This is a genomic window from Clostridium aceticum (assembly GCF_001042715.1).
GTDB lineage: Bacteria > Bacillota > Clostridia > Peptostreptococcales > Natronincolaceae > Andreesenella > Andreesenella acetica.
Genome location: NZ_CP009687.1, coordinates 2,627,783 through 2,641,160, shown reverse-complemented (window position 1 = coordinate 2,641,160; position 13,378 = coordinate 2,627,783). Strand labels below are relative to the sequence as shown.

General features: G+C 35.6%; 11 protein-coding genes. All 11 read left to right on the top strand.

Annotated elements, in window-relative coordinates; translation table 11 throughout:
• The first annotated feature begins 126 nt into the window (after positions 1-126).
• The 11 genes from CACET_RS12275 (at position 127) to CACET_RS12225 (ending at position 13,328) form a co-directional block, all read left to right on the top strand.
• A complete protein-coding gene (locus CACET_RS12275; protein ID WP_044824776.1) occupies positions 127-444 on the top strand; it encodes a DUF6951 family protein in 318 nt (105 codons plus the stop codon).
• Between the two features lie 94 nt (positions 445-538).
• Positions 539-1,615 carry a hypothetical protein gene (locus CACET_RS12270; RefSeq protein WP_044824777.1) on the top strand — a complete coding sequence of 359 codons (1,077 nt, stop codon included), beginning with the start codon at positions 539-541 and terminating at the stop codon, positions 1,613-1,615.
• 226 nt (positions 1,616-1,841) lie between these two features.
• On the top strand, positions 1,842-2,984 hold the full coding sequence (locus tag CACET_RS12265; protein WP_479722624.1) for an amidohydrolase: 1,143 nt from the start codon (positions 1,842-1,844) through the stop codon (positions 2,982-2,984).
• A gap of 216 nt (positions 2,985-3,200) precedes the next feature.
• Positions 3,201-3,917 (top strand): L-2-amino-thiazoline-4-carboxylic acid hydrolase, encoded by a 717-nt coding sequence (locus tag CACET_RS12260; RefSeq protein WP_044824778.1) that lies wholly within the window; start codon positions 3,201-3,203, stop codon positions 3,915-3,917.
• 25 nt (positions 3,918-3,942) lie between these two features.
• Positions 3,943-4,758, top strand: a complete 816-nt coding sequence (gene proC, locus CACET_RS12255; RefSeq protein WP_044824779.1) for a pyrroline-5-carboxylate reductase — start codon at positions 3,943-3,945, stop codon at positions 4,756-4,758.
• 227 nt (positions 4,759-4,985) lie between these two features.
• Complete coding sequence (locus CACET_RS12250) at positions 4,986-5,900, top strand: PstS family phosphate ABC transporter substrate-binding protein (protein ID WP_052661414.1); 915 nt, start codon at positions 4,986-4,988, stop codon at positions 5,898-5,900.
• A 10-nt stretch (positions 5,901-5,910) separates the two neighbouring features.
• Positions 5,911-7,350: a PdaC/SigV domain-containing protein gene (locus tag CACET_RS12245; protein ID WP_044824780.1), complete on the top strand. Its 1,440-nt coding sequence runs from the start codon at positions 5,911-5,913 to the stop codon at positions 7,348-7,350.
• 341 nt (positions 7,351-7,691) lie between these two features.
• On the top strand, positions 7,692-8,666 hold the full coding sequence (locus CACET_RS12240) for an LCP family protein (protein ID WP_052661415.1): 975 nt from the start codon (positions 7,692-7,694) through the stop codon (positions 8,664-8,666).
• Positions 8,667-9,023: 357 nt separating this feature from the next.
• Positions 9,024-10,706 carry an MASE3 domain-containing protein gene (locus tag CACET_RS12235; protein WP_044824781.1) on the top strand — a complete coding sequence of 561 codons (1,683 nt, stop codon included), beginning with the start codon at positions 9,024-9,026 and terminating at the stop codon, positions 10,704-10,706.
• 408 nt (positions 10,707-11,114) lie between these two features.
• Positions 11,115-11,801 (top strand): response regulator transcription factor, encoded by a 687-nt coding sequence (locus CACET_RS12230; protein WP_044824782.1) that lies wholly within the window; start codon positions 11,115-11,117, stop codon positions 11,799-11,801.
• 42 nt (positions 11,802-11,843) lie between these two features.
• Positions 11,844-13,328: a HAMP domain-containing sensor histidine kinase gene (locus CACET_RS12225; RefSeq protein WP_158386055.1), complete on the top strand. Its 1,485-nt coding sequence runs from the start codon at positions 11,844-11,846 to the stop codon at positions 13,326-13,328.
• The last annotated feature ends 50 nt before the right edge of the window (positions 13,329-13,378 follow it).

The following is a 13,378-nucleotide window of genomic DNA, read 5'->3' as shown; positions in this document are numbered from 1 at the left end:
TGTCATCCTTCATTATCCCAAGATCCTTCGCTACCCTCAGGATGACATTTGGAGAGAATTTTGGTAGTAAATGTGTTAGGTTAACGCCTATGATTACCAAATAATACACAGGGGGTGAGTGATCCAGTGTCTACTGCAATCATCAAACCAGGGGTGTGTGGACTAGAAACAAAAATAACTGTTTCAAAAAAAGATAGAAGGACTGTTGATGTGGCTATAGAGTCTGCCTGTCCCCATGTAAAGAAAATGGAGGAAGAACTTCAAGGAATCAACGGAGCCAATGAATGTTTTATGAAATTCACTGACTCAAAGGTGTATGAATCAGCCAATAAGCATTGTAAGCATTTAGCCTGTCCTGTACCTACAGGAATTATTAAGGCGATAGAAGTGGAGTGTGGTCTAGCATTACCTCGGGATGTAGAAATGAAAATCACAAAGGAATAGACTTAGAATTGTGAAAACAGTACTACAAAGTATACTTAATGTATAGTAATTAATAGTGTAAAAAAACAAACTAATTGGTAAGGAGGAGAAAAAAATGAAGAGATTATTTGCTGTATTAATAGCTGTGATGTTGGTATTTACAATTGCTGGGTGTAGTAACACTGAAACTTCCCAAGGATCTGGGGAATCTAATGGAGAAGCAGGATCTTCTCTAGCAGGGAGATACGTGGGTTATTCATGGCAGGGAGAAGTTAATGGCGTGGAACTAAAAGACGCTGATCAATATATTGAGACCCTACTTGAGTTAGACGATGATGGTACTATTCTTGATGCAGAAATGAGATTTTTTGTAAAAATGGATGGATATTGGACGATGAGACAAAGTGGTAATGCTTATGTGGATGTTGATTTTTCAGTAGATCCAACACCAGCTGTTCCAGGGGAAAATTATCAGCCGGGTAACTCTATGTTTACAATCTATACAGCAGATATGATGTCCTTCTATGCCGTTGCAGTTGATGAAGATCAAACAGTGGCTGCTGTATTGGTGGACCCTATTGCTAGATATCAGTTTGAAATGAAGTTTGCTCAAGACTTTGATTTTAGTACGCCGGTTGGGGAATTGACAATAGGAAATGGGTTAAGTGTTCCTACTGTTAGAACATCTAGTACCGGCTTACTAAAACCAGATGATTGGGAGGCTTTAGCAGATAATAACTTTTTAAATATTAGTCCATGGTCTCATGTTATAAATGATCGTGGCGTATTAGAAAATATTACTGAAGCTTCTAGCGTAAAGGAATTCTTAGAAGCTTTAGGTGTTGAATTTGAGGCAGATGCTCCTCAGCCTTTAGCTGTCAAATATGCATACTATGGTAATGGTGGATGGGATGGTAACTATCGCGCTATAGAGAGCTACCTTATAGGAAAAGATGCAAAAGAACTCACATCATTAGTTGATTGGTCGAATCCACGATATGCAGCTGCAATAAATGATAACAACCAATTTGGTGTTGATACTGCCTCCGGTGCAACCCGTACAGTACAAAACTCTATGGATACCATTTCTGGTGCAACAGTTCGTATTTCAAGAGAAGCTACATCCTTCCAGCGTGCATTGGTGCAAGCAGGAATATTGGATGAATCAGATGTTATTGTTGGACGTTTTTAATGAATATTTACATCAAAATCTAAAAAAATTTTTATTTTAAAAACCTGTTGAAGAGGGAAATGCCCTTGATACAGGTTTTTATCTATTTTATAAAAGGCTATTTTAAATATAGATAAACAACATCGCTTTGCTTTATTTTCTATTTTTCCTTGTATGGGGGATTTTTTTATGTACATAATAAAGAATATTGACTAATTATGTTGAGGTGATCATGTTGCAATCTCTTTTGATAAAAAACGCTTTATTGATAAGCACAGAAGACAATAGCATTACCAAAAAAGACCTACTCATTCGCCAAGGAAAGATAAATCAAGTCTCAGAAAAAATAGAGGGTGATACCAGCACTACAGAAGTAATTGATGTAGAGGAAAAGTATATTATGCCGGGTCTAATTGACTGTCATACCCATGTAGGTATTATTGAAGAAGCAACAGGAAAAATTGGTGTTGATAATAATGAAACCTCCGACCCTGTAACACCTCATATGAGGGGGATAGATGCTATTCATCCCTTTGACCTTGCTTTTCTGGACGCGGTAAAATCAGGGATCACTACTGTGATGACAGGTCCCGGCAGTAATAATGCAGTAGGGGGGCTGAGTGCCGCCATCAAAACCCATGGAAAGATTATCGATGAAATGATCATCAGAAACCCAGTAGGATTAAAAATTGCTCTAGGGGAAAATCCAATGAGCACCTACGGAAAAATGAACAAAGCTCCTGTCACTCGAATGGCTACTGCTGCCTTAATTAGAGAGTTGTTTATGCGAACACAGGATTATATGGTACAGAAGGAAAATAATAAAATAAAAGAGCGGGATCTTCAACTTGAGTCAGTAATTCCCCTGCTGAAGGGAGAGATTTCCTTAAGGGCTCATGCCCATAGGGCAGATGATATTGTGACAGCCTGCCGGATTGCAGAAGAGTTTGGTATTAGTAAGTTGGTAATTGAACATGGTACGGAAGCCAATTTGGTAAAGGAGTACTTAAAAGAAAGAGAAGTTCCTGTGGCCTTTGGTCCTATGCTGACACCGAGGTTGAAAATTGAACTAAAGAAGAGGGATTATACCTGTGCATTAGATTTAATCGATGTAGGGGTCAAGGTAGCTTTGATAACAGATCACCCTTACAATCTGATTGACCAATTAAGAATTGTTGCGGCATTAGCCATTTCGGAGGGATTAAGTGAGGCAGATGCTATGAAATGCGTCACAACCTATCCGGCTGAAATACTGGAATGTCATCAAAGAATAGGAAAGCTTCAAGAAGGATATGATGCTGATTTAGTAGTTTTTGATGGTATGCCCTTTGATATTAACTCAAAAGTTCTTTTAACGATAATTAATGGGAAAGTAGTTTATCGTCGTTAATTTATAAAAACCATTGGCAAAAGCTGGTGGTTTTTATAGGTCTAATTATTGTCTTTATAGGGGTTTCAACCAGTAAAAAATACTCATGTAATCCGAAGGGAATTAAGGTGATTGATGTTGACACAAAGTATGTAAAGACTTAAAATGATAGAATAATAATAATTCTACACCACTTTCCACAGAAAGAAGTGTGTAATGTTTTTAAGGAGAGAAGCCATGTCAGTAAATCAAAAAGGGGATCATAGGAAAGAAGTAGTATGTGGGATCGAGCATCATGCCACACTTTTTGCACTTCTAGCAAAATATGCTATCTTATCTGCTGGTGAAGAAGGAGAAAAGGTTATGGTAGATGCCATAACTCAGTATGGCAGGGAACGTGGACAGCGTATGGCAAAAAATGCCCTTGCCAATGGAGATGAATTGAACTTAGTAAATAGTCAGGCTTATGGGGAATGGCGTCCAAAGGAGGGGGAAATGGAAAATAGCATACTAAGGAGTGAGGATTCCTTAGTAACCCTTGCCACAAAATGTGCTTGGAAGGATGCATGGGAAAAACATAATTTGTTAGAATATGGAAAGTATTATTGCGTAACGATTGATGAAGCGGTCTTCAACGGCTTCCGAGATGACTTTCATGTAGATGTAATTAAAAATATCAGCTGGGGTGCTGACTGTTGTGAATTTGACTGGAAGATACCAATGACTCAAGAAGAAATCAAACAAGTCCAAGAAAAAAAAGCTCAATTAGGTAATAGCTGTGTAAAAGACTTTAATTTTCATACTGCGCATCTTCTACATACTGTAGGCAATACAATGAAGGCAAGACTAGGTCAAGAAGGGGTAAAAGCAATAGAAGCTGCTATTGAGGACTATGTGAAATTATTTGGTAAGGAATATTTAGATGCAATTCAAAACAGATATCCAGAAAAATAATAATTAAGGAAGGTAGCGAATTTATATGAGTAAAAAGAAACTAGGATTTATTGGCTGTGGTAATATGTCAGGGGCTATATTAGATGGTATTGTTGACAGTGGCGTATTAGAAGCTTCTGCTATGATTGTCTTTGACATCAATGAAAAAGCAAAGAATCATGCTAGAGAGAAGGGTGTAGAGATTGCTGCTGATTTAGCAGAAGTTTGTAGTACATCTGAAATGATACTTCTTGGTGTAAAACCCAATATTACAAAGGCTGTTTTAAATGAAATAGGGCAATACCTTGATGGAAAGCCATTGATCTCAATTGTTGCAGGTATCAGTGGTGATACTTTATCCCAGTGGGCAAATGCAAATATTCGTGTGTTACGGACTATGCCTAATGCACCAGCTATGGTGGGAGCGGGGGCTACTGTGTTTTGTTCTGATACTACTTTTACTGAAGAGGAAAAGAGAGAAGCAGAAAAAATATTTGAATCTGTAGGAATCGTAGAATGGGTTCCTGAAAAATTAATTGATGCAGTAACTGGACTTAGCGGAGGAGGACCGGCATATGCTGCTATGTTCATTGAAGCACTGACGGATGGTGCTGTGCTTGAGGGACTGCCAAGAGTGACAGCTTACCGTTTAGCAGCTCAAACTGTGTTAGGAGCAGCTAAAATGATCTTGGATACAGAAATACATCCAGGAGCATTAAAGGATATGGTGTGTTCACCTGGAGGCACAACCATCGAAGGTGTTAAGGCTCTAGAAGATGGGGGAATGCGTTCAGCAGTTATACAGTCTATTTTAAGTAGTAGTAACAAATCCCGCAATCTTGGAAAGCTTATAGAGAAGTAGTGGGAGAAAATCAAAATAGTTACAGGATTTGCTTATGAAAACCTCTGGCGTATTGAGTTATTTCACTTGATACAGTAGAGGTTTTTTTATGTCCTTTGGAGATAAAAACTTTTTCCATAAATTTGAAACTTTTATTTGGCCATGAGCGTCTATTGAAATAGGATGCTTTTATATAATACAACTAGAGGTGAAAAAGATAGAATAATATGGAAAAGGAGTGATGAGATTTGAAAAGAAAAATGAATTTATTTACATTGTTATTATTGGCTGGAATTTTTGTACTAGTTGCCTGTGGGTCTACTCAGCCCACTGGCAAAGAGGGTGTTTTAAGTGATCCAGTTAAAGTAAACTTTACTCAGGAAAGTTTTCCTAAAATTGACGGTTCAACCGCTACCATACCCTTATCAGAGGGAATCGTAATGGGGTTACTTGAAATGACGGAAGATGAAGCAAAAAGTTTTGTAGTACACAATAAAACCCATCCTGCCTATGTAAACTTGATAGAAGGTGATGCAGACATTATTTTCGTGACAGAACCTTCTGATGAAGAGCTTCGACTGGCTAGGGAGAAGGGAATTGAGCTTGAGGTTATTCCTGTAGTAAAGGACGCTTTTGTATTTCTAGTCAATACACAAAATCCCATAAGCTCCCTAAAACTACAAGAAATTAAAGATATCTATCAAGGCAAGATCACCAACTGGAAAGAGGTTGGGGGAGAAGATATAGAGATCATACCTTATCAACGTCCTAAAAATTCCGGGAGTCAGACCATCATGGAAAATCTGGTGATGAAGAACTTAGAGATAATGGATGCTCCAACAGAGTTTAAACCCGAAGGCATGGGAGAGCTGATTGAGCGGGTAGCAGGTTATGACAATTCCCAAAAGGCATTAGGTTATTCAGTATATTATTATGCCAATACAATGTATACCAGAGATACCATAAAGCTTATTGGAGTGGATGGTGTAAAACCTGATAAAGAAACCATCAAGAGCAATAGGTATCCCCTCAGCAGTGCCTACTATGCAGTTTTGAGAAAAGATGAAGCAGCGGATTCTTCCGCAAGGCTTCTGCTTAAATGGCTTTTAAGTCAGGAGGGACAAAAGGTAGCAGAGGAAAGTGGATATATTTCAGTGAAATGAGGTGATGGATATGATTAAAACTAAATTACTTGCAATACTAATCATCTCATCTTTTATCTTTACTTCATGTTATTCAGAACCTGTAGTAAGGACAGAGAACGCTGCTAGTGAAGGTATAGTTTCATTTCAACCTGTTGAACCAAGGAAATACCTTTATTTAAATGCTATTGAAGTTGAGTCAAGGGAGTATACAAAAGAGTCACCTAGCTGTAATATATCGGTGAGCTGTCCTGAGATAAAAGGGCTCCTGGACAAAAGTATTGAAGATAAAATCAATAAGGAGTTGTGGAAAGAGGCTCAAAACTATATTGATAACGCTCTCTTTATGCTAAACAAAGAATCTGCTGAATTGAATACGCCAATACAAAAGATTGAAAAATGGTGGGGTTTTTCTATACCTGCCAACTACAACAATATCTTATCAATCACTATTCATTATAATGAAATCCTTAGTGATGGCGAGTATGAATATAAAGTCCAGACCTATTTGTATGATTTAACAACAGGTGATAAGCTTAGTATAAAAGATCTGTTTGTAGAAGGTGCTGATGGAACTCAAATGGTCAATGAAGGGGTGGTTCAGTATATATTAAAGAACCATCTTGAGGAGGAAATTCTTAGTAGACCCTTCCAAGGCATTGACGAGAATCAGCCATTCTATATATCGGATAGTATGTTGACGATTATATTTGATGAAAGAAACAGTGAATTTATTGATACTAGACAATACATCACTCTTCCCTTTAGAGCCTTTCATGGTGCTATTGCTGTTTATGATAAATACCTTAGTGATGCAAATGATGTTTATGAGAAAGAAATGCTGCATAAAAAACTACTGCCCAACCCCATTGATATTAGCAATAGTTTTATTCGTGAAGAAAAACCTCAATATAGGATCATGGTTCAGACAATAGCTTTTGAAGGTCTAGAAAATGAGATACTAGAAAGGAAGTTAAACGCTTTATTTGGAGAATTGGATATGGAGGATTTCAAAGAAGAGGCCATAAAAATATATAATGGTTCTTCAGATAGAGAAGTACCTGCTGAGAGAAGCAGGTATCTGGATATTACCGCCAACGTAGGCGGCCTGTTGTGTATTATGAGTTATGATGTGACGTTTTTCGGTGGACATATGTCACAGGAAGAAAGAAAAAACCATTGTTTTGATATAGAGACAGGGCAAGAACTGGGTTTGAAAGACTTATTTAAGGAAGAAGTTGACTATAAGCAAATAATAAAAGATAATATTTTCTCTCAGGCAGATGATATAAAGCTGTTTAAATCAGAAATGCAAGATCTAGATAAAGCAATTGATCATGCTGATTTTTTCCTTGACGAACATAGTTTGTATATCCTTTTAAGATCAAGGGAAATGAATCCTGATCATCAAAATGTGTGGCAATTTTATATACCCTTTGAGGTATTTGGAGAAGATAGTATCATTTGGTAGATGACCTTCTAGGGCGTGCTAATATTGTGGAAATTTGATATAATACTTTTATAAAGACATGATTGTAGATAAGCAAGTTCAAACTTTAATTTTATATACACGGTCTAGGGTTTCGCCCCAAAACCATGGGCTGCAAATGTAGCCCTTAGTATATCAAAATTAAGTCCTGGTGTTGTTTATCTATAACGTTATTTTAAACTATAATTTGTCATCCTTTGTTATTCCAAGACCCTTTGCTACCCTCAGGATGACAGTTGGGCAGAATTTCGGAAATAACTGTATTGAGTTAAGGCTTATGACAAAGACATAAGAAATGGTGGCAGTATAGAGGAGGCAAAGTAATGAAAAAGTGGCAAAAATATTTTGTGATTTTTATATGTTTCATACTGTTTACGGCATCAACGTATGGCATTAATCTTTACCGGCAATATAAGGCTACACTTCAAGCAATTTCAATAGCCGAAAATAGTGATGGGGATAAGGATGATAGCAATGATGGAAATATTGAACTTGAATCATTAGGAAAAGAGCCCTTTGCTATGCTTTTATATGGAATTAGTGCACGAAAGCAGCTTAATGATGGGGGGCGTTCTGATACGATGATGCTGGCTTTAATCGACGCTCAACAGAAAAAAGTATCCCTTATATCTATTCCGAGAGATTCCTACGTGCAAATACCAGGTTATCGAATGAACAAAATAAATGCTGCCTACCCTCTGGGGGGTTCGAAGCTGATGATGGAGACAGTGGAGAGTTGGTTAGATATTGAGCTACAGGGTTTTGTATCAGTAGATTTTGAAGGATTTATTGAACTGGTAGACTTAATGGGTGGCATAGAGGTTGAAGTAACCAGGAAAATGGAATATGATGATCCAATTGATGGGACAAGTATTCGATTGACGCCGGGAAAACAAGTGCTTGATGGAAAGAATGCTCTAGATTTTGTACGCTTTCGCCAAAGCAATGATGGAAGGCATGCAAGTGACTATAATCGTATGGAACGACAGCAACAAGCTTTAGCAGCTTTAGCAGAAAAGGTAACACCATTTAGGGTAGTAACTAGACTTACCGATATGATGACGATATTAAGTGACAACGTAAAAACATCCCTTACACCAAAAGAACTAGAAACGCTTATTAGAGTATTTGCTTCATTTAATCCTGCAAATCTAGAAACCACTTCATTACAAGGAGAAGGGTATTATCATAATGGGGCTTGGTATGAAAAAATTCCTCAAGGAGAAATAGAGAGAGTCCAAACAATCATTAAAGACTTTTTTGATCATCCTTCTGTATCAGATCCAGTATCTCAGTGATGGATTTGATGAGTTTTTAGAGAAAATCTGAGGTTATGGTTCATTAAGTTGCAGACATAAAATAAGAATAAATACTGAATAAATAAAGATCTTAATTAAGATCTTTATTTATTTACATATCATTAGCGTTAACCTAAACCATTATTTGTCATCCTTTGTTATTCCAAGATCCTTCGCTATGCTCAGGATAACAGTTTGAGAGAATCTTAGAGATAATTGTATTAAGTTAGCGCCTATGATTTACATATAAAAATAAATACAAAAAATGGAAAGTTAAAGAGGATTATTAGTATTTATGACGAAATAATAAGTATTATGGAACTTAAGAGAACTTACTAAAATAAAGGTGGAAAATACATGCTAACACTAAAAAATAAAAGCATCAATATAGATAAAAATTATGTATTCTTATTTTTACTTTGGTTAGGATTGTTGATTATATTTCAGCTAGTGGGAATATACGGAGAAAAATGGTACGTTGTTTTTGAAACGCAATCTTTTCTATACTATCATACTTTTTTAGAATTTTTCACCATCGTGATCTACTTTTCTATTTTTATCATTACCTACTATACTTACTTTAAAAATAAAAGAGCTAGGCTGATTGTGTTTTTTTGCACCTTTTTCATCGTAGGGTTTGTAGACTTTTTCCATACCATGACCTATAGTGGTATGCCTGGTTTTTTTGTAGATGCTTCTGTCCCTATAGCTACCACCTATTGGATGATAGGACGGCTGATCTTTGCAATAGGCATGTTAGGTTCTGCTTTAGTACCTGTTAATAAACTGGTGATTCATAATAGATTTTATTATGTACTGGCAAGTTTGGGGATAATCTTTAGTATCTTTTATTTAGTTAGCTATCATATCAACCTATTTCCTGCTATGTTTATTGAAGGGCAGGGATTAACTACATTCAAAATAGCATTAGAATATATTGTCATGCTTCTTCTAGGAATAGCTATGCTGGTATTTTTAAGGGATTATAGAGATACCAAAAATGTTGTTTTCATACAAATAGCAGTTGGTTTATCTTTTGGAATTTTTTGCGAAGTCTCCTTTACTTTATATTCTAATGTACACGATAGTTACAATATGGTGGGACATATATACAAAGTGATTAGTTCCTACTTGATCTTTAGAGCTATATTTATTAATAATCTGGATTCTCCTTATATAAAACTTAGCTGTGCTACAGATAAAATCAAGAAATATGCGGAAAACTTAGAGGATTTAGTGCAGGAGAGGACAAAGGCTCTTGAAGATGCCAATGAAAAAATTATAAAGGATTTACAGTATGCTAGAAGAATCCAGCAATCATTGCTGCCGCCTAAAACATTAAAACTAGGTAATGTGACCTTCGTTTCTGAATTTATTCCTTGTCAAAATGTTAGTGGAGATTTTTACGACATCTATGAGATTGATGACGAGAATATAGGCATCTATATTGCAGATGTTGCTGGGCATGGTCCATCAGCTGCTATGATGACCATCTTTACAGAACGGGTCGTTGCTTATAAAAATAATACTTTTATTAAAAGTGAAATGCTAGGCTGCCAAGAGACTTTACATCATCTTTATACTGAATTTAACAAATCAAACTTTCCTATTGAAATGCATATAGCTATTTTAAATGGCATCTATAATAAAGTTACAGGCGTATTTTCTTATTGTTCTGCTGGAATGAATACAGCACCGATTTTGCTTCGTAATTCAGGGGAAGTAGAGATGTTGGATAAAAGCCAAGGTTTTCCTATATGCAAGCTAGGGGGTGTATTTACACCAGAGTACTTAGAAGCACAAGTACAATTATATGCAGGAGATCGCATTGTTTTCTACACAGATGGTCTGATAGGAAACTTTAACCACAATACCTTTTTGCAAGAGGAAACTTTACAAAAAATATTATACGGAAATAAAAACAGCACTGCTGCGGTACTGAGGAAGGATATTAATCAAGAAATTCGCTCTACAGCCAAAACCAAGTCAATTGAGGATGATATTACTTTTTTAATTATGGATATTACTGCTGATAGTTAAAGTAAACTTTGGGCTAGGCTGCAAATGTAGCTCTTAGCATACTAAAATTTAGCGATACACATCTATAAGATTCCAGTAGGAATCATTCGTGTTGACCTAAACCATAACTTGTCATCCTGAGGGCAGCAAAGTTCCTCGTTACTCCAAGATCCTTCGTTACCCTCAGAATGATAGGTTAACAGAATTTTGGAAATAAAGTAACTGTATTAAGTTAATGCTCATGAAATAGAAATAAGAAAATTAGTACAAGTTATTAAAAGTGAAATGTAATCTCGAAAAAAGATGGATAAAAATCCCCTGTATATTCGTTACTTGAGTAATGAAACAGGGGTTTTTTGAGAAAAGATATAGTTTTAACAAATTGGCAACAAATATGTTATATAATTGTGGCATATAAGGGGGGGAAGTATGAACAATATATTAATCATTGAGGATGACGAGTCAATAAGAGAAATATTATCTTTTGCATTAAGAAAGGAAAACTTTATGGTCTACGAAGCTTCAACAGGACAGGTGGGTTATGAGACAATAAAAAACAATGCTATTGATTTGATATTACTAGATTTAATGCTGCCGGATATAAATGGATTTGATATTTGCAGAAAAATATCCACAGAGTATAAAACACCAATCATCATGTTAACAGCAAAGGATGATATGATGGATAAGTTGTTAGGACTGGAGATTGGGGCGGATGATTATATTACAAAACCCTTTGATGTTCGAGAGGTCATCACTAGAATAAAAGTTTGTTTAAGAAGGATTGAACAGGTAAAAAGTACAGAAGAAGGAAAAGAAAATATAATAAGTCTTAGAGATGATGTAAAGATTTTTAAGGATCGGCATGAGGTATTTATAGGGGAAAAAAGGATACACTTGAAGCCCAAAGAATACGAGCTGCTGATTATGCTGGCAGATAATAAAGGAAAAGTGTTTTCTAGAGATAAACTTTTGGAGGCAATATGGGGCTATGATTTTCAAGGAGGTAGCAGAACTGTTGATGTGCACATTCAGAGGTTAAGAAAGAAGTTAGCCTGTGATAAAGAACATTCTTTTATTCAGACTGTATTTGGGTTTGGTTATAAAATTCAATAGGAAAGGTTTGGATTTATGAAAATATCCATTAGATATAAATTGATGATTGGATTTTTATTTATTTTTTGTATTGGTTATGCTGTAATGAGCTTCTATTTAAATAAGGCAGTGGTAGATACCAACAATAGTATGATTAAACGTAGTCTATTATCCTTTCAAAAAGAACTATTCTTACATGTAGAGCAGTATTTTGAGTTGGAAGATATAAGTATGGATGATACCAGTTTTGAGAATCATGCAAATGATTTTGCTGAGAAGCTATCCTCAAAAATTGAAGCAAGGGTTATTGCTTATTCTAGGAAAGGTGATTTTTTAGCAGATACTGCTAATGCTAATGGCATTATTTTAAATTATGAGGATTTAGACAATGAAAATAAGGATATAGGGTATGAGGATTTAAGAATGGCTACTGAAGATATATCTTCTTTTGTAGTAGTTCCTGTAAAGGACAAATATTTGGTGGTTTATACTTCCCCAATATTGGGGATTGGAGAAAGGATTGGGATAGTAAGGTGTATATTAGATTACTCAGAGGTCTTTAGCTCCAGCAAGGATTTGCTAAATATGATTAACACCTTGGTGCTTATCATATTTGGAACGATCCTTTTGTTTATGATACTACTTTCCAAAAAAATTTCTAGCCCTATTGAAAAATTGACAAAGGCAACGAAAAAGATAGGTGAAGGGGAATTTGATGTAAAAATTGATGTGGATTCTAATGATGAAGTAGGGGAACTTGCAAAGAGTTTTGTTAAGATGAATAAGCAGATAAAGCAACAAATAGATATTATAGCCTTCGATAGAGATAACTTGAGAAAAATTGAGGGTTTTAGAAAAGCCTTTTTTGATAACATCACCCATGAGATGAAAACACCTCTAACGATTATTTCAGGCTACTGCCAAATATTAATTGACCAAAACTTTGAAGATCCTCAGTTTTTACAGAAAAGTGTCAGGAAAATTAAAAGAGAAAGCGAAAATATGCATAAAATGGTATTGCAGTTACTGGAGGCATCCAAAGAAAAATCAAGTACGACTATCAGAGATACTGAGAAAATTAATTTATCTCAGGTTGTTGATAGTGCTTGTAAGGATATGAAAATAAAGGCAGATAAATACCAAATATTTATCAAAAGAGAGATTGAAGAGAATATTGTTACTATAGGCAATTCGGCTGAGTTAAGAAGGGTAGTCATAAATCTTTTGGACAATTCAATAAAATACGGAGATGTACACTCCAACATTACAGTCAAACTGTTTACAGAAGGTGAGGATTGCCATATTACGATTGAAGATAAAGGTAAAGGTATACCTACAGATAAATTACATAAAATTTTCAAACGATTTTATCGTATTAATCAGTCAGATTTTGTTGAAACGGAGGGGTATGGCTTAGGTTTAGACATTGTCAAAGAAATCATTGATAAGCATCATGGTGAGATTAAGATTAGCAGTACAGAGCAGATGGGAACCACTGTCTGGATTAAAATTCCTCAAAATGTTTACAAAACAGAAACATCTGTTTAAAATACGGCAACTATTTTTAAGTATACTATGGATAGAATAAAACATAGGGG

Coding starts and splice junctions, on each gene's coding strand:
- CACET_RS12245 (WP_044824780.1), top strand. CDS start 5,911: ATGATTAAAACTAAATTACTTGCAATACTAATCATCTCATCTTTTATC.
- CACET_RS12260 (WP_044824778.1), top strand. CDS start 3,201: ATGTCAGTAAATCAAAAAGGGGATCATAGGAAAGAAGTAGTATGTGGG.
- CACET_RS12225 (WP_158386055.1), top strand. CDS start 11,844: ATGATTGGATTTTTATTTATTTTTTGTATTGGTTATGCTGTAATGAGC.
- CACET_RS12240 (WP_052661415.1), top strand. CDS start 7,692: ATGAAAAAGTGGCAAAAATATTTTGTGATTTTTATATGTTTCATACTG.
- proC (WP_044824779.1), top strand. CDS start 3,943: ATGAGTAAAAAGAAACTAGGATTTATTGGCTGTGGTAATATGTCAGGG.
- CACET_RS12270 (WP_044824777.1), top strand. CDS start 539: ATGAAGAGATTATTTGCTGTATTAATAGCTGTGATGTTGGTATTTACA.
- CACET_RS12235 (WP_044824781.1), top strand. CDS start 9,024: ATGCTAACACTAAAAAATAAAAGCATCAATATAGATAAAAATTATGTA.
- CACET_RS12230 (WP_044824782.1), top strand. CDS start 11,115: ATGAACAATATATTAATCATTGAGGATGACGAGTCAATAAGAGAAATA.